Origin of the sequence: Acinetobacter sp. F-1 (genome assembly GCF_022869025.1) — a bacterium.
In the GTDB taxonomy this organism is placed as follows: domain Bacteria; phylum Pseudomonadota; class Gammaproteobacteria; order Pseudomonadales; family Moraxellaceae; genus Acinetobacter; species Acinetobacter pseudolwoffii.
Genome location: NZ_JAJKFX010000010.1, coordinates 59,356 through 82,549, shown reverse-complemented (window position 1 = coordinate 82,549; position 23,194 = coordinate 59,356). Strand labels below are relative to the sequence as shown.

Genomic DNA, 23,194 nt, shown 5'->3' with positions numbered 1-23,194 from the left:
AAAACTTGAGAATTGGCATGCTTATTGCCAAGCTATTCACAGAGATCATCCGAGATAAATGGTTTAACAATATCCCGAACATCATCCTTCAAAGACTCGCTATGAAGACTGTCGAACGCATTGATAGCATCACGGATCTGAGACTTATAGGCCGCTACCTCTTTATGCAATCTTTGATTCTCTTTAGCCAACTCAATGCGGCGCTGCTCGTGAGACTCAATGATAGCTTGTTGGTGTTCCCACGCTTCAAAAGCTATATAGACTTCATCTCCAGAGCCATTCTCTAAATTAAACCAATTTTTATTACCCACCAGTCCCGTATCAAAGCACCACTTTTTAAAACCTTCATCTTTGCGCATGCGCTCGTTGATCGTATTCATTTAAATTATCTCCACGCTTAGATCATCACGGTAAACCATGGAATTAAATTTATCTAACCAGTCGCCTTTTAAGCCTTCTTTAGCTCCCGCAAAGTGGCAATCGTGAATCACCAGATTATTTTTCACAGGAAAGAAAACACAGCGGTTCATTTTCTCAAGATTAAGTAAAAATGTTCTACCGCGAACAACATCACCATCTTTAATTTCAGGATTTAAACACGCCCATTTCTGTATAAGCTCTTTAGCGCTTGTAGATTTATTCATGTATCGCCCAACTCTAATTGTGTTTTTCATAGATCACCTAAACTTATTAAAAAAATTACTATTCTTCGGCCCGACATACGGACACCATCCCCATAATTCACGCCAGTAAAACCAATCGCCGTTGGATTCCTTCCACGGCGTGCCGTCATTCTCGATATGGGTGTAGTCAGGTGGCATATTCATAGAAATATTGCCTTCACAATTCCAGCCCCGATGATCAAAAAGATCAGCATTAATGCCTTATCAAGTTCCTTTGAATGCTGTTTTTTCTTGGCTCGTTCAACTTCATACTGGTGCAAGGCTCCTGCAAGCCATACACTTTGATTAATTCTGGCTTGAATCCTCAATAGATCCATTTCCATTTCACGCTGACGCTTAATCCTTTTTAGCTCTTCTGCCCACATCAGCTGCTCTTGGTAGCGCTTCATGACTTGATCCATACGGTATTCAGTATCGGTAAGATATTCACCTTCTACTGATTCAACCTCACTTTTGATTAGTTCGTTCATAGCCCCAACTCCCGATCTAACTCATCAATGACCTGATCACACAGGCCGCCGTCTTCAAAAATATCCATCTGACCAATCTTGTACTTGTATGTCATCCATTCACCTTCCAGTGGGTAGCGCACAATGCCCGTCTCTGTTTGCCAGAGCAAAATGAATGCATGGCCGTTGTCATAGTTTGGAACGCCACCACGCGCCCATTCACTCACAGTTGAAGCACCAGATACAGGCAGAACGTCTGCAATCTTTTCGTGTGTCCAGCCGCATTTGCCCAAGTCCAGAATCATTCTGTTGAAGTCCGGACGCTTGTAATTTCGAAGTTTTAACTTGAACTCTTTGACCTTCTTTCTGGTATGCAGATTGATAAAACGCGCGCGCGCGCGAGGATCGTTCGTATATACCCCCTCTCCACACTCCCCACCCACTAGTTGCAGCCCCATAGAACGTCCCATAGCAACCCCTATAATCATTAGATTTCCATCACTTTTATTTTGAGTAATCCGCCTTTAACAACATTGCCCCGGCGTACTATCAGCTCATCAAACTGTTCGTCATCTACGCAAAATTCACACTTCACCAGGCTATCAATCGTTGCTTTCAAGTAATTATCGATATCCCGTCTTAACCGATTTGGAAAATGAAACGTCACCTCCAGTTTTAACCGTGCTGCTGTTCTGGTTGGCGGTACCAACATGCTGACCAGATCGTGAAAATCTCTTGCCTCGTCACTCAACTTGAAACCGCGTCCAGATTTCTTCCAGTAGTGGTTTACCGATGGAGGAATAGCCGGCAAATTAAAATCTAAAATGACTTTTTCACCCCCTGCGCTATTTCGCTCTAGTTTCGCGTCTACGGCGTTTTGTTCTGCTCCATGTGTCTTTGCTTCAATTTTGTTTTTAAATTGCACTGACGCGCATTCCTTGCGCAAATTGTGCTTATTCAAGTGAACTTCTAACTGTTTTTCGCTCCAACGGGTTCCAGTCATGTACCAGCCTCAAATAATTGTTTAGCTTTTTCGGTTGGCAAGAATCCTTGTGGGTATTTTTTATCGCCTGTGATGTATCCAAGCTTCTCAAGTGATGCCAGATACTTCTGCACAGTTCTTTTGCTTACGTCTGAAACCACATCATCCAGAACATCCTGCACATAGGTTTTCTTTCTCCGGAACGTGATGAACAAAACGATTTCAATCGTGAGTTCAAACATGTGGCCGTGTGATTGACTGATACTCATGCTGCACCCCCTGTACGATTAAAAACACCTTTCACTTTTGCCGCCAATTCAGGTGGACATGGCACGCCTTTACGATTCTTCTCGTTATGCTCAATCGCTACTGGTTTTACCGGTGGTACATACATCACTTGAACACGTCCGGATTTTTTAGCTTTGTCTAGGTAATCGCTGTAAATATCTCTGAATGCAAAGTGAGCTGCTTTCTGGCCTTCGGTTTTGAGTATGTGGCGTACTTCATCCAGTGCACGTTTGGCCAAGGTCGTGATCTTATTGGTCGGATCTGATTCAAAATTTAAAGCTTTGGCCCATGCCTGTTCAGCTGTCCACCAGTCGCCGTCATGCACACACCAAGAACGAAACTCTGGAAGTGATGGGCACCATTTTTCAGAATTCATACGCTCTAAGCCACGGCGCAACTCTGCAGGTTTCAAACCGTTCAACACCGTGCAAACAGTGAATTGCAGCTCTGCTGGATTGATATATCCGTATTTTTTATCGAACATTTCACCGTACAGCGCTTGCATCCGACCTAAGACCTGGTCTGCAATCTCAGCTGGGAAATCAACAACGAATGCATCCTGGAATAATTGAATATTGCTCATGATTCACCTCGTGGAATTACACCTTGGCCATAGCGATGGCGTTTTGGTTGTTCAGCCTTAGGTTGTTTTGCTTCTGCCTTCGGTTTTGCAGGTTGGTAATTGCGTAACCAGTTCAACCAGGTGGTCATCCACTTTTGAGAAATGCGTTCAGGTTGGCCAACTGACCATTGCGCCAGCTCTTTGAGTTGCTCAAGTACGATGTCTTGTGACAGCTTTGGAAAACTCACAGCTGCTTGAGCCATGAAGTCCTGTTTGATTGGGTAGGTCCCGGATAGATCTTTCAGCGAATACAACTTTGAGTCTTCAGAGTGGTAGTCAATAAAATTCAAAGCACCACGATCCTGAGGAACAAATTCAGCCGGCGCTTTATTCTTATTATTTTCTTTAATATTTTCTTTAAAGTTTTCTTTAATAGTCCCCTGTTTCATGGGGGTACTCTCCCCACTTGTGGCGGTGGTACTCTCCCCCTGTTTCATGGGGCTACCCCCCTTTGATGGGGGTGGTACTGTTTGTTGGTACTGGTCAAGCGTGAGGAAGTACTCATTCAAACACCCTGATTTACGCTCAACTTTAATAGCTTTGCTTTGCTCTAATTCACGAATTACCTTGGTAACGGTTTCCTCCTTTTTAATACCGCAATACTTTTGGAACTGAGTAATTGAAATGGTGTGAGAATTGCGCCCAAAGCCTAGAGTTTGACGCACTATGAACACTAGGCATTTGAACGCCTTGTCGCTCAGATCCGCCATAATCTCAGAGTCAATGAGCAGATTTGGAAACCTTGTATAGCCCTCATCTATCCCTGTCATCGTTAGTCGCTCTTTTTTGGGAAACAGTAAAACTAGCGCTTGAGCCGGTTGTCGTTCCTGTGCTAAATTCAACATTAGTTACATGCCTCGTTTACTTTCTGAGTGAACGGCAAGAAAGTCCATCTGTTCCAGCAGTTGGGCTTTTTTGTTGCCTGTAGATTTTGGTAATGGTTCGGGTGCAAGCTCAAAAAATGGCGTATGCACTGTAGACACTGTATTCATAGCCAGGTCGAACTCTTTTGCTAGACAATGCAGATATTCCTCAGTTGCAGAAATATCCTTCATGAGCAAATCACGTAAATATTCAGATATTGAATTAAATTTTTTTACCCGAGCTATAGCCTCAGCTTTGTTCTTTTCATCAAAAGAACAGCGTAGTGTTGCAACAGCATTTAGTTTTTCTGACATGAAACACCCCCTACTTGTTGCTTGGCTGTTTTGGCTTAGCAGCTTCTCTCAGCCAGTCCGCTGTAAAAGCGCTATTACTATTTTCTGCAAGAATCTCCGCATACTGGGTCTCACCAGTGTATTCGGTACGTGGCAAGGTTCCTCTGCTCTCCATCTTGCTGACCGCCATATAAGAGCGATTAAGAAGTTTTGCGGCTTTTGTTCGGCCACCAACAGATTCAAGTGCAAATTTAATTGGATTCAATTTAAGTATTCCCTATAGGCTTCCACTTAAAATTAAATCATAGGTTTAATATTAATACAATCTATGGTTGCTTCTTATTTTCTCAAAAAAACTTAAAATTTAAACCAAAGGTTTTATTTATATGTTGTTAATCATGGATTCTTTAGTTGGGCGTATTCAAAAAGCATTGGATCATGCGGATTTAGCATGGTCAGCTGCTGCTGTAAAAATTGGGCTATCAGCTCAAGCTGCCACAAATTGGAAAAAGGGGAAAATAGGTAGAGAGACTCTTAAAAAGTTAGCCAATTTAACTGGTGTCAATGCCGGATGGTTATTGGATGGCAATGGATCGATGCTCAATACAGCAGAAGAAAGTGCAGAAATAACAGATATAGAAGTTATTACTTACGAAGATGGGGATCCTATTCCTGATGGATATGTGGCAATTGATTATTATGATGAAGTGTTTGTAAGTGCGGGTGGTGGGTATTTGAATATACAACAGCCCAGTACTAAAAAAATGTTATTTCCTATGTATTTAATTGCGGAATGCAATGTAAATATAGGCACCACAAAGGTTATTCGGGTTCGTGGCGAAAGTATGCGGCCAGTATTCTCTGATGGACAGCCAATTTCGGTTGATATGTCAGCAACCAAAGTTTACGACGGTGAAATATATGCTTTTCAGGTAGGTGAAGATACTAAGGTTAAGTATTTATTCAATTGGAATGATCAGGGGGTTGGTGGGTTTAAAGCAGTCTCACGTAATGAGGATAAAATTCAATACCCTGATGAATATTATTCACCAGCTAGAATAGAGGCTGAAGGTATTCATATTATTGGTCAATATTGGTGGAAGGCCGAAACAAGAAAAATTAGACGGTAATAAGTGATCTACTTTTTTATTTATTACTTTAATTCAGGAACTGAAGATTATTCTACTTATGGAAATATTAATATACATATTAGCTATTTTGGGTTTTATTTTTATCATTTCTTTGGCTTGGATATTAAAAATTTATTTTAACGTTAAGAAAAAAAAGAAAAATAAAATGGAGGTTATGCATTTTAAAGACAATGATGCAGCATTTGAAATGGTATGTAATTTCATGGATACGGATATAGTTCAAGATAAGCCTGTGCTTGCCATATCTATGCAAGATATGAAAAGGCCATCTGAGCCAATTATGATAAAGGTAGCTGGTGATCCGCCATTTTATGCCCACACAGCAACACATTACACAGGAGATCATTTAATAAAAAAGGGAGATTTACTTGGTGTTGTACCATTTGAAAAAAGCGAATATGTAACTAGCTACATGGAGAATGATGAAAGGAAACAATGGCTTTTTTATGTAATTTCCGAGCTAAATCCATCCTTTCATTCAAAAAAACAAATGTGGTCTATTAAGAAAAACTTTTTAATGGAAGCTGTTGCGCGGGAAAAGATGCAATCGCATGGATAATTCAAGAAAATAAAGCCGCATACCCGAGCGGCTCCTGGATCGGGTGGAGAGAATCATGCAACAACAAGTAGAGTCAATTGAAATTCGCTGCCAACATTGTAAGGAGTGGTTTAATTCGCCAATCTTCATTGGCGGTGACCTAGCCTTTATAACCGCAACACTATCAAATAACTTAGCTCAGTGCCCTCATTGCCACAAAATGACTGGATGCGACAAAGAGAACATGAGAGTTAGATATAAGGATAGTAAAGGTGGATTTATTGGGGATGACACCTGACCCAACTAATGCCATCCATACAAAAACAGAGATTAATATTATTTTTGTTTAGGAAAACAATTAAACTTGCAACTGCACCATCGTTACCTTTTTCGTTTTCTTTAGATAAAATCTTAATCAAATCCTCAATATTTTGATTAGATAACATTTTTAAAACTCCAAACAACCCATCCCTGTGATGGGTTTTCTTTTGTCTATTAAATCCTAAATATAAAAATAATTCAATCTCTGGTTTAACAACCTATTGCAATGAAATTAAATCTAAGGTTTAATTAAATCACAGGCAATAAAAAGCCCGCAGGGACTGGAAATCTAGCGGGCTTGCATTAAAGCGAGATAAGTATGAAACAAAATCCTATTCAAAGCAACCTGCCAGAGTTCGGTCAATCGAGCATGACCTCTGAGCGCTTGTACCAACACCCAGAACCGAAATCAGTAGCGAAAGAAGTCGCTTCAAATGTAGCGGCTTGGATGCTCCTTTTCTCAATCTTTATGGGTCTTGCCTTAATGGCTGGTTATGCAGCAGATAAAGAATCTGCATACCAGGCAGAAGCCATTGCTCAAGCTGTTGGGGGTGCGAAGTGAATGCCTATGTCAATCCTACCCGGATTATCCCGATCCGCGCTTCATCGTTAGGCGATCTGTTCGATTGCCCTGCACGTTGGGAAGCCAAGAATCTTTTGAATAAACGCAATCCAGCTGGTGCACGCACTCGCTTGGGTACCGCAATTCATGAAGCTGTAACCCAATGGGATCACCTGAACTTAATCGGTGAGGAAGTTAGCCTGGAAGAATGCGAAGAAATTTTGCATCACCAGATCTGGCAACCGAATGAAGAAGTGGACTGGTCTGATCTGGATCAAAACTCTGCTGAGTCCATTGGCCAGTCATTAATGCACAAGTACATCACCCACATTGCACCTACTCAGAACTTCATTGGTGTGGAAGTACGTTGTGAATCTTTGATTCTTGCAGATCTAGGCATTGAGCTTACTGGCACCATCGACCGCATTTATGAAAACGATGAAGGTGAATTAGGTATCTCTGATATCAAAACCGGCAAGGCTGCTGTAACTAATGACGGCGTAGTAAAAACCGTTGGCCATGCTCCACAGATGGGAATTTATACCGTACTTGCTGCACATGCTCTACAGGAACCGGTAACAGCCCCTGCCCGTATTTATGGCTTGACGACTGGCAAAACAGATAAAGGTCAACACGTGGGTATTGGTGAAATTGAATCACCTGCAGAAGTACTGCTGGGTACTGAAGAAGATCCAGGACTACTGCACCACGCGGCCAAAATCATTAAACACGGCACGTTTTACGGCAACTCTAAATCAATGCTCTGCAATGAAAAGTTCTGCCCTGCATACGCTACCTGCAAATTTCGTAAGTAATTAATTTTTTAAAAATAAGGAATATCAAAATGACTTCTCAAGTAATGACAACTGAACAACTTCGCGCTCAACGTAAACCTGAAAATGTTGAAGCAAACTTTAATACTTATCGTGGCTTTCAGGCGATGCACCACATGGCTGAAAGTTTGGCCAATAGTACGATCATTCCTGAAGCTTTCCGCAACACTCTTATGGTTAAGGATCGCTATGATGCCCAGGCTAAAAAATGGATATACCGTCCTGAAGCAAATCCAAACGGCGTATCTAACTGTATTATTGCCTTGAATATGGCTCAGCGCTTAGGTGCAGATCCAATGATGATCATGCAAAACCTTTACCTGGTGGACGGTCGTCCGAGTTGGTCAAGCCAATTCATTATTGCTGCAATCAATAGTAGTGGTCGTTATAGCCCTTTACGCTTTGATATTACTGGCGGTGAGGAAGAAGTGGAAATCCCATATGCTGTGACTGAATGGGTTTATAACCAAGCTACCAAGAAAAAAGAGCCAGTAGAATCAAATCAAACTGCTCGCGTTAAGAATTATAAGTGTGTGGCTTGGGTTGTAGAAAAAGCGACTGGTGAGCGTCTGGAATCGACTCCTATCACCATGGAAATGGCTGTAAAAGAAGGCTGGTATCAAAAGAACGGTAGTAAATGGCAATCAATGCCTGAACAGATGCTTCGCTATCGTGCTGCTTCATTCTTCGGTCGTATCTATGCGCCAGATCTTCTAATGGGCTTACGCACTCAGGAAGAAGAAATGGAATCAATCATTGATATTACGCCTGAACCAGCACCACAAGAAGCACCGCAAACGCTGGACAGTATTAAACAGAATGTTGTGAAAGAAGTTGTTACCGATGCACCTGCAGAAGAAAAGCCAAAACGCTCACGTCAACCTAAGGCTGTGGAAGAAGCACCAGTTGAAAATGTCCAAAATCAAACATCAAATGAGGCGGCCGAAGGCGAACTAAGCGTAAATGAATTAAAGCGCTTACAGCAAGAAGCTGAAGCACTGGTACAGCAAAAGAAACAACCTGCCTCTGGTGAGCTTAGACGTGCTTATGCCAAGGCTCTGAATACAGCAAGATCCTTGGCCGATGTACTGGATATCGAAGAACAGATCGAAAATGACGGTGCTTTAAATCAGGGTGATGCTCAGTATTTAGTAGGCAACATTGAAGAAGTACGCGCCAAGTTTGAGGCATCACAAGCGCCAGCTGTAGATGCTCTCAAAAGTGGGTCAGTTAAAAGCGGTCTTATCCTACTGATTTCTGATGCCAAGAACGGTGAAGATCTTCGACAAGTCGCCCAGCAAATGAATGCAGCGAAGCCGAACTTGACCAATGAGCATCAACAGGAATTACTGCAAGCCTACCAGCAAAAAAAGAAATTGATCGAAGATCAGATGGATATGTTCCCAAGTAAATAATACGGATATGGCCACGCCTTCGGGTGTGGTTTAGAAAGCAATGGAGATAAAAATGAATTCAGCAGCAGATTTAAAAAGACATCATGATCGTGAAGCTTTAAACAAAGCTAAAGATAAAGTTTTTAAGGCTCTTCAAAATGATCCGCTTGGCCTGTCTATTAACCAGTTAATGAGCGTATGCCGCTTAAGCGTAAAGACAGTAAGAGCTGCTTTGGGTCTTATTGAGGTGGATGAGGAACAAGGTGTTTATTTCTTGGTGAATGCTAACCAAGTAGCAGATGAGGTTGTGGCTCAGCCAAAGCCAGTTGTAAAGCCAAAGTCTGAATTGGCGACTAATGAAGTAAAGATTAGTGCAGAAAAAGCGATTCTTCACTATTTAGAAGACTTCCCTAGTGGGTTGAGTAAGGCCGAACTCATGACTACTGCAGAAATAAGTGACAAGCAGTTCACTAATTCGATCTATAGGCTCACCCAAAATGGATCTGTGAAACGGATTGGAAAATTAGGCAGCTTTAAATATTTATTAGCAAAGCATGTAGAAAAGGAGATTGATGTGATTGAACCTGTTGAAGTGCCAGCGGCTCCGAGAGAACCAGCAAAAGAAGTATGGGAAGTATTCTGTGATAAGCCAACGGAGGAGCCTGTAAATGCAATCAGCAGCTTAAAAGCACAAATCAAAACTGTTGTAACCCGTAAAAGTGAACTAACACTGCAGGAAGATCAACTCATTGAATTATTGGCCAACCTGTTTGACTTAAATACTGTGAAATTCTGCGTTGATGGTGGTCGTTTGGTAGGCGTTCATTTATCCGAAGAGGTTGTGGCGTGATGAAAGATCAACAAATCAATGTGACAAACATACTTCAAGGCACAACAGAGCAAGTGGTTGATCAGATCTTCAAAGTTTTTATTGGCCAGATTCATGATCGTATGCAGAAGGATAATCCAGCTCAAGCCTTAGATTTTGCTTTTCTTGTTGCCGGTAATGGAATTGCAGGTTTGCTTAATCAGGCTGCAGATCATCACTTAGATGATATGGCCAAGATGCTTCACGACATGGTGAATGAAGCCACTGAAAATCTGAAAGTAATGCAAACAAAGAAAAGCTGAGAAAGCCAATGAACTTTGATGATGCTCAATTCCTCTGGTGTACCAACTGGTGCAAAGAACAAGGTTTAAGCCCATGCGATGCAGCGAATTGGGCAGCTGCTAAAGCGGAATATTTGAAGGTTTCAAAGGAGGTGTCTTGATGGTTTTATATATCTCAACGCCTGAGTTACTGAAGCGTTATGGGGTAACAAAAGGCACTTTGATCAACTGGCGCAATAAAAAGGATTTTCCTGAACCAGTGATCAAAGCACATGGGCGCTCAAGCAGCCGTTACGGGATCAAAGCCGTGGATGCCTGGGAAAGAGACAACGGATTGCTTGAATCACTTGAAATACAGCCTTTGATATCAAAGCGCTCGTAATTGTCCAATATGGCGCAGAGCTTGAAGAACCACTTTTCATATGCCTGCGCCTGATCATCTAAATATTCGTGTAAATCATAAGTTCCCCATACTGCAGGCAAACCATGGCCAAGCATAATTTCACAGATATGCGGTGGTGCCAGTTCTGATATATGCGTTCTCATCGTTCTGCGTAAATCATGTGTGGTCCAGTGCTGGATCTCCACCCCAAAACGCTTACGCACATTTTCATTCACATATACAGGTATGGTGGTCTGAAAACTTTTGGCCAACATGGTATAGGCTTTACCCTTCAAGTTCGGGAAAGCGTATTCACAGCTATCAGGTGAGAGTGAAAAAACATACTTAATGAATGGCACAATTTGTGGAATGATGGGCCGAATAATAGGCTTATGGGTACGATCCCCCATCTTGTGATTCTCTGGTGGTACGTGCCAGATCATTTCCTGAAAATCAAAGTCAGACTTCTTGGCCAGTCTTAATTCTGATACACGACAACCGAAGAACAGCAGCATGATAATAATGGCTTTGTTTTTTGGTGAGATGGCATTGGATCGCAGTGAAGCATGTACCACCCAGAATATTTCCTGTTCTGAAAGATAGCGTGAGCGTTTCACTTTCTTTACGTTTAGATCTGCTGCTCTCAAGTGCTGAATAGGCTGATGCTGTAATTTTCCGTGAATGCATCCCCAACGCATGATCATTCTTAAATTGCCCAGTACTTTAATCGATACGGTTTTAGCATCTGCAGCAATATCAAAAAGCAATTGCGACCACTCTTGCAAAGATACGTCATCACAGATCCGTCTACCTATACGCGGGTAAACATGCAATTCAAAGGCTCGATAATCATCCTTGTAAGAGACTTTATGAATGGCAACTGTATTGAACCAGAGATCACAAATGTCTTTAACGGTGAGCTGTTTCAGATAGTCGCTTTCCCCTTTCAGTTTAAGCTGCATTGGATCCTTGCCCTGGTCGAGTTCAGCTTTATATTTATGTACCTGTATCCGGGCATCTTTTAAACTGAGTAAGGGATAAGTGCCTAAGTCCAGTCTTTTCGCCTTACCGCCAAAACGATAGCGATATTGAAAGACAATCTTGCCTTTAGGTGTAATTCGAACTGACAGGCCATCCCGATCCGTCACCACCTCAACTTTTTCACGCGGTTTTCCATTGTTGGATTTTAGCCAACTGTCACTTAAAGCCATTTAAATTTTCCAGTCCAAATGTTCTATACTCTGTACATATTCAGGCAGAGCAAAATTATGTACACACATATGTACATATTTTTTCTTGAAAGGTAAATGACTTTGTTGAACTTTGAATTTATTTGATTGCCGTTAATAAACGCGAAAGTTGAATAATTCTATTGAATCTAAAGCTTTTCTATATGCTTTGTTGAACTTTGAAAAACTTTGGAGAATGTTGAATGGAAAGGCCGACTATAATTTTCGATATGGATGGAACTTTACTTGATCTTGCCTACGATGATTTCATCTGGAATGAGTTGCTGCCTGTGCGTTATGCTGCCACACATGGCTGTAGCATGGAACACAGTCAGGCGACCCTCTCCGCATTCTATCAGGAACATAATCATACCCTAAACTGGTACTCCTCACGCTTCTGGACGGCTAAAGTCGAAGTTGATGTTCTGGCGATGCAGATTGAACATAAAGACAAAGTCGCCTTACGCCCGTATTGTCTCGAATTACTGGATTATCTTAAAACGAATGGCTACCCGATCTGGCTGGCTACCAATGCCGATTGTGCCGGACTGGCCTTTAAACTGGATCACTTAAATTTAAGCCATTATTTTGATGTGATTGTCAGTTCAGAAACGATTGGGCATGCCAAAGAATTTGTTGAATTCTGGCAAGGCTTGAATGCCATGCATCCATTTGATCCGGAAAATGCTTATTTTATTGATGATACTGAAAAAGTCCTGAATGGGGCCCAAGCCTATGGTATTCAGAACCTGTTCAGCATCCAGCAGCCCTCTTCAGCCAAAGTAGCACGTCAGACTTGTAATTACCCGATGCTGCACCAATTAACAGATTTAATCACTCATTTAAACCAGGCTGAGGTAGAGAAAAAATATGCGTAAATCGTCTTTACCCGAAGATGCGGTAGGCATGCGTATAGACAAATGGCTTTGGGCAGCACGGTTTTTCAAGACCCGTTCCATTGCCAAACATGCAATTGAAGGTGGTAAAGTCCACCACAATGGTGAACGTGTCAAAGTATCACGCGAAGTTCGTGTTGGCATGGAACTGACGATTCAGCAAGGCATCGACAAGAAAACCGTCCTGGTGAAAGAACTTTCCGATGTTCGTGGGCCCGCACCTGTGGCACAAAAACTGTATGAAGAAACCGAAGTCAGTATTGCTCGACGGGAATTGATTACCTCACAAAGAAAGTTGCATAATCTAGCTCGTCCCGATCATCGTCCAAGCAAGAAAGATCGCCGGGATATCAGTAAATTTAAAAATGAAAATAGTCAGAGTTTTGATCAGTCATGGTCGTATAATGACGATTAAATTCAAGCGTCAGAATGTGTCGTACATGCGCTGACATTGATAGAACACTAGGGAAAATTCTGTCACTATACGCCTGTGGAACAAAGCTCTAATTTAAGACATCCACTTGAGTACTAACTGAGTGACATCGTATTGAGGTTGTAAGATGGATGAGAATAAAAACAAGGCGCTTAACGCTGCCTTAAGCCAGATTGAAAAACAGTTTGGTAAAAATACAGTCATGCGTCTTGGTGACAATACCGTTCAGGCTGTTGAAGCTGTATCTACAGGTTCTTTAACTCTGGATATCGCACTCGGTATTGGTGGCCTGCCGAAGGGCCGTATCGTCGAGATTTATGGTCCTGAATCATCAGGTAAAACCACGATGACCCTGCAAGCAATTGCAGAATGTCAAAAAGCCGGTGGTACGTGCGCATTTATCGATGCCGAACATGCACTTGATCCGCAATATGCGCGTAAACTTGGCGTAGATATTGATAACCTGTTGGTATCGCAGCCCGATCACGGTGAACAGGCACTTGAAATCGCAGATATGCTGGTACGCTCTGGTGCAATTGACATGATCGTGGTCGATTCTGTAGCTGCTCTAACGCCACGTGCGGAAATTGAAGGCGAAATGGGTGACTCGCATATGGGTCTGCAAGCCCGTTTGATGAGCCAGGCACTGCGTAAAATCACCGGTAATGCCAAGCGTTCCAACTGTATGGTGATCTTCATTAACCAGATTCGTATGAAGATTGGTGTCATGTTCGGTAGCCCGGAAACCACGACTGGCGGTAACGCATTGAAGTTCTATGCATCTGTACGTCTAGACATCCGTCGTATTGGTCAGGTGAAAGAAGGTGACGAGATCGTTGGTTCTGAAACCAAAGTCAAAGTCGTGAAAAACAAAATGGCACCTCCATTTAGAGAAGCCCTGTTCCAGATTCTGTACGGCAAAGGCGTGAACCATCTGGGTGAATTGATCGATCTTGCTGTACAGCAAGAAATCGTGCAGAAAGCCGGTGCGTGGTATTCTTATCAAGGCGACAAAATTGGCCAAGGTAAGAACAATACCATCCGTTATCTGGAAGAGCATAAAGAAATGGCACAAACCATTGAAAAGCTGATTCGCGAGCAACTGCTGACCAAAGCCGTGATCACTGAAGAAGATAATAAAGAAGAAGCAGATCTTTTAGATGCCTAATCTATTATCTGCCTAGTCTTTAAACATCACGACACAGCGCCCTACGGGGCGTTTTGTTATTATGGGTAGATGATAAAATGCGAGAGAAAGATGTCAGAGGCAAAATTCAGCAAACTGCTCGATTATGAAACTTTAAAACAGCAATTTGGCGATGCTGATGATCAAGCGACCCAGCAAAACATATCGAAACAAAAACCCACTTTCGACTCAGAAGAGCGCCTGTTTGATACCCCTGATGATGAAAAGAAAAAACCGGGCTTAACTGGCTCACGTTTGCGTTCGTATGCTTTTGCCGTACTGACCCGCAAAGAATATGCCAAAGCCGAACTGATCGAGAAGCTATGCCTATATGCAGAGGATCGCGATGAAGTACTGGAATTAGTTGAAGAATTATCACGAGAGAATTACCAGAGTGATCAGCGTGTCGCAGAAACCATGCTGTCGAGCCAAAAGCGTAAAGGCAAAGGCCCCAATCAGATTAAAATGAAATTAAAAAACAAGAAAGTTGATACGGCTTTAATCGCAGAAGAACTGAAAGAAACTGACTGGGTGCAGCAAGCCTATGCGCTGAAAGTCAAAAAATATGGGGCGGAAGTTACTAAAGATCCGAAGCTCAAGGCCAAACAGATCCGTTTTCTGATGTACCGTGGTTTTGAAATGGATACGATTATTAAGGCGATTAACCGTAAAGTGGAAGATTAATTTGTATTCAGATTCATTAATAGACCCACTACAAAAGTGTTTGCAGATTGATCTTAAAATGAGAAAATCAGTTCGCTAGCAGAACGAATTATCGGGATAATAAAATATTAAAAATTAGCTGATATTAGAAGTGAGCTTTGAGATTAATAGGCTGGGATAAAATGTTTTTATTATTGAAAAATATGGTGGCAACCCTACCAGCAAAGCTCCGGCACATCATAGTTCTATTACCGTTGCTACCTTCCGGTCCTGGCGGGGTTCATAGAGTACAATTGCGAAGTAACCAGCAGGGCTACCATTACAAAAACAGAGTATAGAGATTTTTAATCAAGTTGCAAGCTTTGTTCCTTAAAATAATCCATCAAGCTATCCGTTTGATTATTTTAAAAACAATATTGATATTTCTGCTGATTTTCAGGCGATCTTCACAATCAATCCATCAACACCCAGATTCGCATGATCTTTGTAAAACCTTGTTGCAATTTCTAAAAATGCCGTTTTTAATGTGTGCAATGTATATGAATGATCTTCTTTAAAAGATGAGCAGCGGATACGTATCTCACAAAGAATTATGGAAATTTTATGATGTTTAAAAAGACCGTATTGTGTGCAGTGACAGCACTCTTTACCACACCGCTATTTGCCAATATTCCAATCGAATCGCGGGGCTTGAGCCAGACTGCCAATCAAGCGTCAATGAATACCCAGTCTGCGAGTTCTGCCGGCGTATCGACACCTGTGCAAACCAATACCAGCTGGCAGATTATGCAAAAAAACCAGCAACTGGAAAATGATCTGCGAATCTTGCGCGGCAAAATGGAAGAACAGGAAAATGAAATTGCCCAACTGAAAAGCGAACTGACCAATCGCTATGCCGATCTCGATCAGCGCCTGGAACTGTTACAGCAAAAAATTGAACCGGCTGAAGAAAACCCAACGGAGGACAACCCACAGGATAGTTCTCCCAGTTTAAATGCGAATGAGATCAATACAGCGAGCAGCGGACAACAGCCCACCGAGCTGGACAAAGCAGCCTATACAGTAGCCTTAGATGCCTATAAAAATGGCGGTGCAGCCAAAGCCATTGCACCCATGCAGAACTTTATTAAAAACAATCCGAATAGTGTGTATATCAGCAATGCCTATTTCTGGTTAGCAGAATTCAATCTGGCCATCGATCCGCCAAATTTTGAAGAAGCAAAACGCAATTACACCATTGTGGCAGACCGCTATCCAAAGTCGACCCGTGCTTCGCGTGCGCTTTATCAACTGCATAACATTAGCAAGGACGTCGAGCAAAAACCGGCCATTGCCACCCAGTACAAGAACAAATTACTCAGTAATTACCCGCAATCTGAAGAAGCTAAATTTTTTAAGTAATAATCTTCTATATAACCCTTAATTCAGCAATAAAAAAGACACCTTAAAGGTGTCTTTTTTTACTTGAAATATTTTAGCGCACAATGCCACGCTTGGATTGTTCAAGAGAATCAATCAAACGTTGTGCTTCGGCAACTTCCGGCAAGATATCTTTACGAATCTGCTCGATTGCTTCCTGCGTGGTTAAACCTGATTTATAAATCAGTTTAAAGGCAGTACGCAAACCGTCAATTATGGCCTTAGACCAGCCCTTACGACGCATTCCCTCAATATTCATAGCAAAAGCGTGCGCAGGATTACCTGACACCATCACATAGGCCGGCACATCTTTCAAAATCAGTGATGCTCCGCCAATCATGCTATAAGAGTCAATCTTGCAGAATTGATGAATCCCTGAGTTTCCACCAATGACCACATAATCCCCGACATGAACATGTCCAGCCACACCGACATTATTGGCAAAGATATTGTGATCACCGACCATGCAGTCATGGGCAATATGGGTGTTGACCATTAGAAGATTATGACTGCCAATCTTGGTTAAACCCTGATCCTGAACGGTACCACGATGCAAACTACAATGCTCACGGATCTTGTTGTGATCGCCAATCTCAAGCCAGGTTTCTTCACCGGCATACTTAAGATCCTGACAAACCTCGCCCACACTGGCGAACTGGAAAATTTCATTATATTCACCTATACGCGTATAGCCACCCACCACTACATGTGAATGAAGTTTGCTACCCGCACCAATAGTGACGTTTGGCCCAATGATACAGTATGGACCAATTTCTACATCAGCAGCGATGACTGCTGATGCGTCAATAATGGCAGTTGGATGAATAAGGGGATTATTGCTCATGCCTGCTCGACTTTTTGATGCGAAACCATAATTTCCGCGGTTGTTGCGACGACGCCATCTACAGTGGCAATACAATTATATTTGTAAATGCCGCGCTTTTGCATCACCAATTCAGCTTTTAATACCAATTGATCGCCTGCAACCACCTGTTTTTTAAACCTAACCTTCTCCGCACCGGCAAAAAGGAACAATGAACCCGCACTTGGTGTTTCATTGTTCATCACAAAACCCAAGATTCCCGAGATTTGTGCCAGTGCTTCAACAATCAGCACACCCGGCATAATTGGATAATTCGGAAAATGGCCTTGCAAAAACTCTTCATTAATTGAGACGTTTTTATAACCAACAATGCCATTTTCGGTAATCTCGACCACGCGATCAACCAATAAAAATGGATAACGATGGGGCAAATATTCACGAATCTTTTGAATATTCATTGGCAATTCAGGTTTCGTGAATGTAGGCAAATTCGACTCTGTCATCATAATTATTTACGCAACTTAAATGTTGATTCAATGGACTCAATTTGAGATTGCATATGATCTAGTCGTTTCATCACCTGGGTCAATGGCACATCTGCTAATTGTTTAAAACGCACAGCAGCACGTTTCCAGTGCAAACTTTCCAACATAGGTGTGCCAGAAGAATAACTGCCCGCCTCAGAAATATTTTTTGTCACCATTGACATGCCAGTAATTGTGACATTATCTGCGATATTAATGTGGCCTACTACCCCCACCGCACCTGCAAATACACAGTTTTTGCCAATTGTAGTGCTTCCGGCGATTCCGCATTTTGCTGCGAGTGCGGTATTGGCACCAATCTTGACGTTATGCGCGATTTGCACAAGATTATCAATAATCACACCCTGTTGCAAAATCGTATCATCCAATGCACCGCGGTCTATACTACAGTTTGACCCGATACGCACATCATCAGCAATACGCACAGAACCAAGCTGGGCAATACGATGCCATTTACCTTGATAAGGTGCAAAACCAAAACCTTCGCTGCCAATCACGGTATTGGCATGAATACGAACGCGATTGCCAATTTTGGCGCCACCCGTCAGCGTCACATGCGCATCAATAAAACAGTCCTGACCGATTTCCACATCATTATCGACATGTACATGAGGCTGAATAACGGTATTGGCGCCCACAACACAATGCTCGCCAATCACCACATAGTGTCCAATATACGCATCATCGGCGATGATCGCTGAAGGATGAATTTGAGCAGTACTTTCGATACCACGCTGGGTATTTTTTTTCTCAAATACATGGGTCAGGATCGCAAAAGCCAGATAAGGATTTGCAACAACAATAAAGTTTTTATGTGACGTTATTTGTTGTTTCAGTTCAGCCGTGACAATTAAAGCAGCTGCCTGACTTTGATTGGCTTGCTCTACATATTTGTCTGCATTGACGAATGCCAAATCTTGCGATGTCGCATGCTCAAGACTGGCCAAAGCGCTCAAACGCAAATCTGCCTGACCTACGCACTCGCCTTGAACCAGGCGAGCAAGGTCAGCTAACTGAAGCTGTTGATGATTCATTGATTACTTAATTGCATTAACCTTTTGAATCATTTTATCAGTTAAATCATATTTAGCGTCATAAGCAAGTGCTGAATTTTTATTTAAAACCACATCCAGGTTATTTTCTTTACGCAATTGTTCAGCAATTTGCTTTACACGTGCATCAAATACCGTCCGAATCTGCTGAATCGAACTTTGAACATTACTCTGCACAGATTGTTGCAACTGATTCAATTCCTGAAATTTAGCCTGATATTGCGTAGACATCTTCTGCTTTTCAGCATCGCTCAGTTTGGTATTAGACTGAGCACGCTGCTGCAAAGCTTCCAGTTCTTTACTGAGTTGTTCAATCTTGCTGGTTTGTGGCTGAATTTTTTGCTGAAATGCCGTGTTTTGCTGTTTCAGATAAGTACTGCCTTCAACAACACGCTCCAAGTCAATCACACCAATACCAGCTGCTTGAGTTAACGGTGCAACACTTGCCAAAGCCAGGCTCATCGCCATGATCATTTTTTTCATATTCTTACTCATTCAAAAAAATTTGCTCATAAAGCCTCGCAACTTCATGAGCAAAATCTATATTCAGGATTAGCTAATAATCTTAGAAAGTACGGCCGATTTCGAACTGGATATTTTTAGTTTCATCACCGTCTTTCTTATTCAACGGATAAGCATAGCTCAGTGACAATGGGCCAATCATGGTAATCCAGGTGAAACCGGCACCAACGCTATAACGCATATTGCCTGCATCGAAACCGAAGTTATCTTTACAGTATTGGCGAGCATTATAAGTAGTACCACCTACAATAAGATTACTGTCTGGAGCAGGCACATCACAGTTGGTATCAAAAACCTGCGCACCTTCTGCAAAGATAACCGGACGAACCTGACGCGCCCAATCGCCTTTAAATGGCACTGGCAGTACTAGCTCAGTACCAAACTGAACCAATGCATTACCACCTACTTCTTCAGGTGAAGGATCCGGCTCACCTCTTTCACTAAAATATACACCATCATATTTTGGACCTAAGGTACTATTTTCATAGCCACGCACCGAACCAAAACCACCGGCATAAAAATTCTTATAGAATGGCAGGTCATTACCATAGCCCAACTTACCATAACCGCGCAGCACAAAGTCTTTACCTAACGGGAAGAAGGCCTGAGCATCATAAGTCACTTTTTGATATTCCACTTCACTACCCGGTAATGCAACTTCTGCATTAATACGATGTGACATACCATTAGTCGGGAACATCGGACGGTTTAAGGTATTATACGACCAGCCTAAATTTAAGTTATATGTTAAGAATTTACCTTCAAATTCACTTTCATAACTATTGGTGACTACACTACCCTCTGGACATGTCCATGCAGGGTCATTACCCGGATTAGCAATTGAACATGTTTGGAATGTATTGGTATCAATACTCTTCCCTCCATTCGCTTCTAGATAATCACGAACATACGTAGATACAAACTGACCTGTTGTCACTTTAGTTTGATCGATATTTAAACCAGCACTAACACTCTGGTTTTCATCAATTGGATAACCAAAGTTAATTCCACCACCAAAACTGTCCGTCACATAGTTGTTGACGTTATAGTCATCGTCTAGCTTGGTCTTGCGGTAGTACATGTTATAACCGCGACGTACACCATCAATGGTAAAGTACGGGTCCATCACACTCAGGTTATAATAATCTTGGGTTTCAGAACGCGACAAGTCGATCGATACACTATTACCAGTGCCCAGGAAGTTGGTTTGACTTAAACCTGCCTGGAAGGTCACACCGCCACTTTGCGAGAAACCCACCGCCAAGGTACTGGTACCTGAATGCTGTTCTTCTACTGCGACATTTAGATCGACCTGATCCGGTGAACCCGGAATACGTGCAGGCTTAATATCAACTGTTTTAAAGAAACCGGTACGTTCCAGACGGACTTTAGACAAGTCAATTTTTTCATTACTGGCTAAAGCACCTTCCATCTGGCGCATTTCACGACGCAACACTTCATCTGCAGTTTTGGTATTACCGGTAAAATTAATACGTCGTACTGTAACTTGCTGACCTGGGTTAATGTAGTAATTTAAATCAACCTGTTTGGTTTCATTATTAATTTGAGGAACAATATTCACTTCTGCATAATAATAACCAGCATTACCATATTTACGCTGTAATAGCTGCTTAACCACATTTACTTTTTCTTGCGAATAAGTTTCACCTTCTTTAAACAGCTGTAAGGCTTGCAATTCTTCAGTTTGATAAAGTGCATCACCTAAATATTTGGTTTGACCAAATTTAAATTGCTCGCCTTCATCTACAGACACTTCAATAAAGACATTCTTTTTATCTTCACTCAAGTTCAAACTGGAATTGGTAATATTAAAGTTAATATAACCCTGGTTCAGATACATAGCACGCAATGCTTCAAGGCTTGCAGCCATTTTTTCACGTGCATAACGGTCATTACGTGAAATCACCGAGTTCCAGCTACTTTCTTTAACAGCAAATGCCTGTTTAATATCTGATTCTTTGAAAACAGTATTGCCAATGATATTGATATCAAAAACTTTTGCGGCTTTACCTTCAATAAAATCAATCAGCAATTCAACTCGGTTATTCGGTCTTGCTGTCGTCGTGACTGTAACATCTGCATCATAGCGACCTTGCTGCATGTATTGCTGTTCAAGCTCGGTTTCGACTGTCTGTAAAGCAGATTTTTTCAGCACTTCACCTTCAGCCAGACCCATTTTTTTCAGGCCATCTTCAAGTGCTTCCTTTGGAATCAGCTTATTGCCTTTCAGTTCGATTTTCGAAATGACTGGGCGCTCTACCACCTGAAAAACTAGAGTATTGCCTTGCTGAACAGCTTTGATGTCATCAAATAAGCCTGATGCATATAAACTGCGAATTGCATTGGCAATGACCGGATCATTGACCCGATCACCACTGTTAATTGGCACGAGGCCATATACATTCTCAGGAGTTAAACGCACTAATCCATCAAATTTTATATCTTGTACAATGAATTCATCTGCTGCATATACTTGTTGTGCTACTGCCATTGCACTAACGAGTGCCAGAGGCATAAATAAATGTGTGTGCTGCATGCCAGTCTTTTCCGCTGTTAATTTATTCCATCTACGTTGTTATAAACGCATAAAATCATTAAATAATGCCAGAAGCATCATACTGCCGAGCAGTACCATACCAATTTTTAGTCCAACCAATTGTATTTGTTCGGAAACAGGTTTACCACGAATTAATTCAACAAAATAGTAAACCAGATGTCCGCCATCAAGCATTGGAATCGGCAGTAGATTTAATATTCCTAAACTTACACTCATTAGCGCCATAAAGGAAATAAAAGTTTCCCAACCCATTTCCGCGCTTTGTCCTGCGACTTTGGCAATGGTGATCGGTCCAGATAAGTTATCCAGTCCAATCATGCCACGTACCATTTTGACAATCGAGTTCAGAATCATCGAAGATAAGTGCGCAGTTTTATCAAATGCCATCACCAGTGCTTCAGCTGGATTGTAGTGAATGGTCTGCTTATATTCTGCAGGAATCGAGATTTTACCGGGATCACTTTGTACACCGAGCATACCCGTGACATTGCCCATATTGTCACGCTTGCCCTGTGGCATCACTTCAAGTTGCACCACCTGGTTTTCGCGCAATACATCCATCTTCAATAACTTTTCTGGTGATGCCTGTACAATTTGTACCACATCAAACCAGTCTTTCATCTGGACACCATCAATGGCCAGAATTTTGTCACCTTGCTTCAGGCCTTGGCGAATTGCTGCACCATCTTCAGTCAGCTTGCTAATCACAGCCGGAATTTCCGGTCGATAAGGCAAGAAGCCCAGACTGTCTAACGGAGATTGACTCTGGTCTTTTAAATAGTCCCGAATCGGTAACTGGAACAGCTTGTTTTCCCCGGCACGTTCTGCCTGAATAGACACTACACCGGTTTCACCCACACGATCCACCAGCGCATAACTCAGTTTTTCCCAGGTTTCGACTGGAGTCCCGTCCACAGCAACAATTTTGTCACCCGGCTGCATTTGTACTGTTGCAGCCGGCGTATCTGGTAAAACTTTACCAACGCGGGTATTCAGCTGCTCTTGTGCCGGTAAAAACAGCACCCAGAATAACAGCACCGCAAGAATGAGGTTGATCAATGGTCCCGCTGCCACAATGGCAATCCGTTTCCAGGGATGCTGACGGTTAAATGCTTTGGGCAAGTCTTCTTCAGCAACATTGCCTTCACGTTCATCCAGCATTTTCACATAACCGCCTAAAGGTAAGGCGGATAGCTGATATTGAATGCCGGATTTTTTTGAGGTCCACTTTAACAGCGTTGGTCCAAAACCAATCGAATAGACCAACACTTTAACGCCCAGTTTACGCGCCACAATATAGTGACCAAACTCATGAATCGCAATTAAGGGGCCGAGTAACAGGATTGCGGCTGCAATAATAAACAAGGCGTTCATGT

Annotated in this window: 31 protein-coding genes and 1 other RNA gene; 13 read left to right on the top strand and 19 right to left on the bottom strand. The window is 42.1% G+C overall.

Going from position 1 to position 23,194, the window contains the following annotated elements; genetic code table 11:
• Positions 1-32: 32 nt before the first annotated feature.
• The 10 genes from LOZ91_RS10520 to LOZ91_RS10475 all read right to left on the bottom strand — a co-directional run bounded on the left by LOZ91_RS10520 (position 33) and on the right by LOZ91_RS10475 (position 4,446).
• Positions 33-380 (bottom strand): hypothetical protein, encoded by a 348-nt coding sequence (locus LOZ91_RS10520; protein ID WP_005251552.1) that lies wholly within the window; start codon positions 378-380, stop codon positions 33-35.
• Positions 381-644, bottom strand: coding sequence for a hypothetical protein (locus tag LOZ91_RS10515; protein ID WP_244783157.1), 264 nt, complete (start codon positions 642-644; stop codon positions 381-383).
• A 179-nt stretch (positions 645-823) separates the two neighbouring features.
• The gene (locus LOZ91_RS10510; protein ID WP_244783156.1) at positions 824-1,153 is read right to left on the bottom strand and encodes a hypothetical protein; all 330 of its coding nucleotides are present in this window, start codon (positions 1,151-1,153) and stop codon (positions 824-826) included.
• Positions 1,150-1,590: a hypothetical protein gene (locus LOZ91_RS10505; RefSeq protein WP_244783185.1), complete on the bottom strand. Its 441-nt coding sequence runs from the start codon at positions 1,588-1,590 to the stop codon at positions 1,150-1,152. The genes LOZ91_RS10510 and LOZ91_RS10505 overlap by 4 nt, the downstream gene beginning before the upstream one ends.
• Positions 1,591-1,619: 29 nt before the next feature.
• Positions 1,620-2,135 carry a RusA family crossover junction endodeoxyribonuclease gene (locus tag LOZ91_RS10500; RefSeq protein ID WP_244783155.1) on the bottom strand — a complete coding sequence of 172 codons (516 nt, stop codon included), beginning with the start codon at positions 2,133-2,135 and terminating at the stop codon, positions 1,620-1,622.
• Complete coding sequence (locus tag LOZ91_RS10495) at positions 2,132-2,383, bottom strand: hypothetical protein (RefSeq protein WP_244783154.1); 252 nt, start codon at positions 2,381-2,383, stop codon at positions 2,132-2,134. The genes LOZ91_RS10500 and LOZ91_RS10495 overlap by 4 nt, the downstream gene beginning before the upstream one ends.
• The gene (locus LOZ91_RS10490) at positions 2,380-2,985 is read right to left on the bottom strand and encodes a restriction endonuclease (protein ID WP_244783153.1); all 606 of its coding nucleotides are present in this window, start codon (positions 2,983-2,985) and stop codon (positions 2,380-2,382) included. The genes LOZ91_RS10495 and LOZ91_RS10490 overlap by 4 nt, the downstream gene beginning before the upstream one ends.
• Entirely contained in the window at positions 2,982-3,869 is an 888-nt protein-coding gene (locus LOZ91_RS10485) for a replication protein (RefSeq protein WP_244783152.1), read from the bottom strand. The genes LOZ91_RS10490 and LOZ91_RS10485 overlap by 4 nt, the downstream gene beginning before the upstream one ends.
• Positions 3,870-3,872: 3 nt before the next feature.
• The gene (locus LOZ91_RS10480; RefSeq protein WP_244783151.1) at positions 3,873-4,202 is read right to left on the bottom strand and encodes a hypothetical protein; all 330 of its coding nucleotides are present in this window, start codon (positions 4,200-4,202) and stop codon (positions 3,873-3,875) included.
• Between the two features lie 10 nt (positions 4,203-4,212).
• Positions 4,213-4,446, bottom strand: coding sequence for a hypothetical protein (locus LOZ91_RS10475; protein ID WP_244783150.1), 234 nt, complete (start codon positions 4,444-4,446; stop codon positions 4,213-4,215).
• Positions 4,447-4,567: 121 nt separating this feature from the next.
• Between LOZ91_RS10475 and LOZ91_RS10470 the strand changes: the two genes are divergently transcribed.
• Together LOZ91_RS10470 and LOZ91_RS10465 are read left to right on the top strand one after the other, a co-directional pair.
• Positions 4,568-5,311, top strand: coding sequence for a S24 family peptidase (locus LOZ91_RS10470; protein WP_244783149.1), 744 nt, complete (start codon positions 4,568-4,570; stop codon positions 5,309-5,311).
• A 58-nt stretch (positions 5,312-5,369) separates the two neighbouring features.
• Positions 5,370-5,891, top strand: a complete 522-nt coding sequence (locus tag LOZ91_RS10465; protein ID WP_244783148.1) for a hypothetical protein — start codon at positions 5,370-5,372, stop codon at positions 5,889-5,891.
• Positions 5,892-6,148: 257 nt separating this feature from the next.
• Here the strand turns inward: LOZ91_RS10465 and LOZ91_RS10460 are convergent, their stop codons facing one another.
• The gene (locus LOZ91_RS10460) at positions 6,149-6,316 is read right to left on the bottom strand and encodes a hypothetical protein (protein ID WP_244783147.1); all 168 of its coding nucleotides are present in this window, start codon (positions 6,314-6,316) and stop codon (positions 6,149-6,151) included.
• A 194-nt stretch (positions 6,317-6,510) separates the two neighbouring features.
• On the opposite strand from LOZ91_RS10460, the gene LOZ91_RS10455 reads away from it, so the two are divergent.
• From LOZ91_RS10455 to LOZ91_RS10430, 6 genes are all read left to right on the top strand, one after another.
• Positions 6,511-6,753: a hypothetical protein gene (locus tag LOZ91_RS10455; RefSeq protein WP_244783146.1), complete on the top strand. Its 243-nt coding sequence runs from the start codon at positions 6,511-6,513 to the stop codon at positions 6,751-6,753.
• Entirely contained in the window at positions 6,750-7,568 is an 819-nt protein-coding gene (locus tag LOZ91_RS10450) for a PD-(D/E)XK nuclease family protein (protein ID WP_244783145.1), read from the top strand. Before LOZ91_RS10455 ends, LOZ91_RS10450 begins: the two co-directional genes overlap by 4 nt.
• Positions 7,569-7,597: 29 nt before the next feature.
• A complete protein-coding gene (locus LOZ91_RS10445; RefSeq protein ID WP_244783144.1) occupies positions 7,598-9,001 on the top strand; it encodes a recombinase RecT in 1,404 nt (467 codons plus the stop codon).
• Between the two features lie 52 nt (positions 9,002-9,053).
• Positions 9,054-9,830 (top strand): hypothetical protein, encoded by a 777-nt coding sequence (locus LOZ91_RS10440; RefSeq protein ID WP_244783143.1) that lies wholly within the window; start codon positions 9,054-9,056, stop codon positions 9,828-9,830.
• On the top strand, positions 9,830-10,111 hold the full coding sequence (locus tag LOZ91_RS10435) for a hypothetical protein (protein WP_244783142.1): 282 nt from the start codon (positions 9,830-9,832) through the stop codon (positions 10,109-10,111). The genes LOZ91_RS10440 and LOZ91_RS10435 overlap by 1 nt, the downstream gene beginning before the upstream one ends.
• A 139-nt stretch (positions 10,112-10,250) precedes the next feature.
• Positions 10,251-10,472 (top strand): hypothetical protein, encoded by a 222-nt coding sequence (locus LOZ91_RS10430; protein WP_005251506.1) that lies wholly within the window; start codon positions 10,251-10,253, stop codon positions 10,470-10,472.
• Here the strand turns inward: LOZ91_RS10430 and LOZ91_RS10425 are convergent.
• Positions 10,382-11,683 carry an integrase family protein gene (locus LOZ91_RS10425; protein WP_044110199.1) on the bottom strand — a complete coding sequence of 434 codons (1,302 nt, stop codon included), beginning with the start codon at positions 11,681-11,683 and terminating at the stop codon, positions 10,382-10,384. The genes LOZ91_RS10430 and LOZ91_RS10425 overlap by 91 nt on opposite strands.
• 221 nt (positions 11,684-11,904) lie before the next feature.
• On the opposite strand from LOZ91_RS10425, the gene LOZ91_RS10420 reads away from it, so the two are divergent.
• The 4 genes from LOZ91_RS10420 (at position 11,905) to LOZ91_RS10405 (ending at position 14,900) form a co-directional block, all read left to right on the top strand.
• On the top strand, positions 11,905-12,579 hold the full coding sequence (locus tag LOZ91_RS10420; protein WP_244783141.1) for an HAD hydrolase-like protein: 675 nt from the start codon (positions 11,905-11,907) through the stop codon (positions 12,577-12,579).
• Positions 12,572-13,012: a S4 domain-containing protein gene (locus tag LOZ91_RS10415; RefSeq protein WP_005096718.1), complete on the top strand. Its 441-nt coding sequence runs from the start codon at positions 12,572-12,574 to the stop codon at positions 13,010-13,012. Before LOZ91_RS10420 ends, LOZ91_RS10415 begins: the two co-directional genes overlap by 8 nt.
• Before the next feature lie 145 nt (positions 13,013-13,157).
• Positions 13,158-14,198, top strand: coding sequence for a recombinase RecA (gene recA / locus LOZ91_RS10410; protein WP_005096717.1), 1,041 nt, complete (start codon positions 13,158-13,160; stop codon positions 14,196-14,198).
• Positions 14,199-14,288: 90 nt separating this feature from the next.
• Positions 14,289-14,900, top strand: coding sequence for a regulatory protein RecX (locus LOZ91_RS10405; protein ID WP_244783140.1), 612 nt, complete (start codon positions 14,289-14,291; stop codon positions 14,898-14,900).
• A 192-nt stretch (positions 14,901-15,092) separates the two neighbouring features.
• Here LOZ91_RS10405 and ffs read toward each other — a convergent pair.
• Positions 15,093-15,189: signal recognition particle sRNA small type (gene ffs / locus LOZ91_RS10400), an RNA gene on the bottom strand.
• Between the two features lie 293 nt (positions 15,190-15,482).
• Here ffs and LOZ91_RS10395 point away from each other — a divergent pair.
• The gene (locus LOZ91_RS10395) at positions 15,483-16,280 is read left to right on the top strand and encodes a YbgF trimerization domain-containing protein (RefSeq protein WP_244783139.1); all 798 of its coding nucleotides are present in this window, start codon (positions 15,483-15,485) and stop codon (positions 16,278-16,280) included.
• 73 nt (positions 16,281-16,353) lie between these two features.
• Here the strand turns inward: LOZ91_RS10395 and lpxA are convergent, their stop codons facing one another.
• The 6 genes from lpxA to rseP form a co-directional block, all read right to left on the bottom strand.
• On the bottom strand, positions 16,354-17,142 hold the full coding sequence (gene lpxA, locus LOZ91_RS10390; RefSeq protein ID WP_074382858.1) for an acyl-ACP--UDP-N-acetylglucosamine O-acyltransferase: 789 nt from the start codon (positions 17,140-17,142) through the stop codon (positions 16,354-16,356).
• Entirely contained in the window at positions 17,139-17,624 is a 486-nt protein-coding gene (gene fabZ / locus LOZ91_RS10385) for a 3-hydroxyacyl-ACP dehydratase FabZ (RefSeq protein ID WP_171063349.1), read from the bottom strand. Before fabZ ends, lpxA begins: the two co-directional genes overlap by 4 nt.
• A gap of 5 nt (positions 17,625-17,629) precedes the next feature.
• Positions 17,630-18,700, bottom strand: a complete 1,071-nt coding sequence (gene lpxD / locus LOZ91_RS10380) for a UDP-3-O-(3-hydroxymyristoyl)glucosamine N-acyltransferase (RefSeq protein ID WP_074382859.1) — start codon at positions 18,698-18,700, stop codon at positions 17,630-17,632.
• Between the two features lie 3 nt (positions 18,701-18,703).
• A complete protein-coding gene (locus LOZ91_RS10375; RefSeq protein ID WP_005171235.1) occupies positions 18,704-19,201 on the bottom strand; it encodes an OmpH family outer membrane protein in 498 nt (165 codons plus the stop codon).
• A gap of 82 nt (positions 19,202-19,283) precedes the next feature.
• Entirely contained in the window at positions 19,284-21,797 is a 2,514-nt protein-coding gene (gene bamA, locus LOZ91_RS10370; protein ID WP_005171238.1) for an outer membrane protein assembly factor BamA, read from the bottom strand.
• 39 nt (positions 21,798-21,836) lie between these two features.
• On the bottom strand, positions 21,837-23,192 hold the full coding sequence (rseP, locus tag LOZ91_RS10365; protein ID WP_100328701.1) for an RIP metalloprotease RseP: 1,356 nt from the start codon (positions 23,190-23,192) through the stop codon (positions 21,837-21,839).
• Between the last annotated feature and the right edge of the window lie 2 nt (positions 23,193-23,194).

Bases quoted from the DNA above. Each gene is read 5' to 3' on its own strand.
- LOZ91_RS10395 (WP_244783139.1), top strand. From the start codon at position 15,483: ATGATGTTTAAAAAGACCGTATTGTGTGCAGTGACAGCACTCTTTACC.
- LOZ91_RS10405 (WP_244783140.1), top strand. From the start codon at position 14,289: ATGTCAGAGGCAAAATTCAGCAAACTGCTCGATTATGAAACTTTAAAA.
- recA (WP_005096717.1), top strand. From the start codon at position 13,158: ATGGATGAGAATAAAAACAAGGCGCTTAACGCTGCCTTAAGCCAGATT.
- LOZ91_RS10490 (WP_244783153.1), bottom strand. From the start codon at position 2,985: ATGAGCAATATTCAATTATTCCAGGATGCATTCGTTGTTGATTTCCCA.
- LOZ91_RS10430 (WP_005251506.1), top strand. From the start codon at position 10,251: ATGGTTTTATATATCTCAACGCCTGAGTTACTGAAGCGTTATGGGGTA.
- bamA (WP_005171238.1), bottom strand. From the start codon at position 21,797: ATGCAGCACACACATTTATTTATGCCTCTGGCACTCGTTAGTGCAATG.
- LOZ91_RS10445 (WP_244783144.1), top strand. From the start codon at position 7,598: ATGACTTCTCAAGTAATGACAACTGAACAACTTCGCGCTCAACGTAAA.
- LOZ91_RS10435 (WP_244783142.1), top strand. From the start codon at position 9,830: ATGAAAGATCAACAAATCAATGTGACAAACATACTTCAAGGCACAACA.
- LOZ91_RS10485 (WP_244783152.1), bottom strand. From the start codon at position 3,869: ATGTTGAATTTAGCACAGGAACGACAACCGGCTCAAGCGCTAGTTTTA.
- LOZ91_RS10375 (WP_005171235.1), bottom strand. From the start codon at position 19,201: ATGAAAAAAATGATCATGGCGATGAGCCTGGCTTTGGCAAGTGTTGCA.
- LOZ91_RS10460 (WP_244783147.1), bottom strand. From the start codon at position 6,316: ATGTTATCTAATCAAAATATTGAGGATTTGATTAAGATTTTATCTAAA.
- LOZ91_RS10470 (WP_244783149.1), top strand. From the start codon at position 4,568: ATGTTGTTAATCATGGATTCTTTAGTTGGGCGTATTCAAAAAGCATTG.
- LOZ91_RS10415 (WP_005096718.1), top strand. From the start codon at position 12,572: ATGCGTAAATCGTCTTTACCCGAAGATGCGGTAGGCATGCGTATAGAC.
- LOZ91_RS10440 (WP_244783143.1), top strand. From the start codon at position 9,054: ATGAATTCAGCAGCAGATTTAAAAAGACATCATGATCGTGAAGCTTTA.
- LOZ91_RS10495 (WP_244783154.1), bottom strand. From the start codon at position 2,383: ATGAGTATCAGTCAATCACACGGCCACATGTTTGAACTCACGATTGAA.
- fabZ (WP_171063349.1), bottom strand. From the start codon at position 17,624: ATGACAGAGTCGAATTTGCCTACATTCACGAAACCTGAATTGCCAATG.
- LOZ91_RS10500 (WP_244783155.1), bottom strand. From the start codon at position 2,135: ATGACTGGAACCCGTTGGAGCGAAAAACAGTTAGAAGTTCACTTGAAT.
- LOZ91_RS10505 (WP_244783185.1), bottom strand. From the start codon at position 1,590: ATGGGGCTGCAACTAGTGGGTGGGGAGTGTGGAGAGGGGGTATATACG.
- LOZ91_RS10455 (WP_244783146.1), top strand. From the start codon at position 6,511: ATGAAACAAAATCCTATTCAAAGCAACCTGCCAGAGTTCGGTCAATCG.
- lpxD (WP_074382859.1), bottom strand. From the start codon at position 18,700: ATGAATCATCAACAGCTTCAGTTAGCTGACCTTGCTCGCCTGGTTCAA.
- LOZ91_RS10480 (WP_244783151.1), bottom strand. From the start codon at position 4,202: ATGTCAGAAAAACTAAATGCTGTTGCAACACTACGCTGTTCTTTTGAT.
- LOZ91_RS10510 (WP_244783156.1), bottom strand. From the start codon at position 1,153: ATGAACGAACTAATCAAAAGTGAGGTTGAATCAGTAGAAGGTGAATAT.
- LOZ91_RS10515 (WP_244783157.1), bottom strand. From the start codon at position 644: ATGAATAAATCTACAAGCGCTAAAGAGCTTATACAGAAATGGGCGTGT.
- LOZ91_RS10520 (WP_005251552.1), bottom strand. From the start codon at position 380: ATGAATACGATCAACGAGCGCATGCGCAAAGATGAAGGTTTTAAAAAG.
- LOZ91_RS10420 (WP_244783141.1), top strand. From the start codon at position 11,905: ATGGAAAGGCCGACTATAATTTTCGATATGGATGGAACTTTACTTGAT.
- LOZ91_RS10425 (WP_044110199.1), bottom strand. From the start codon at position 11,683: ATGGCTTTAAGTGACAGTTGGCTAAAATCCAACAATGGAAAACCGCGT.
- LOZ91_RS10465 (WP_244783148.1), top strand. From the start codon at position 5,370: ATGGAAATATTAATATACATATTAGCTATTTTGGGTTTTATTTTTATC.
- rseP (WP_100328701.1), bottom strand. From the start codon at position 23,192: ATGAACGCCTTGTTTATTATTGCAGCCGCAATCCTGTTACTCGGCCCC.
- lpxA (WP_074382858.1), bottom strand. From the start codon at position 17,142: ATGAGCAATAATCCCCTTATTCATCCAACTGCCATTATTGACGCATCA.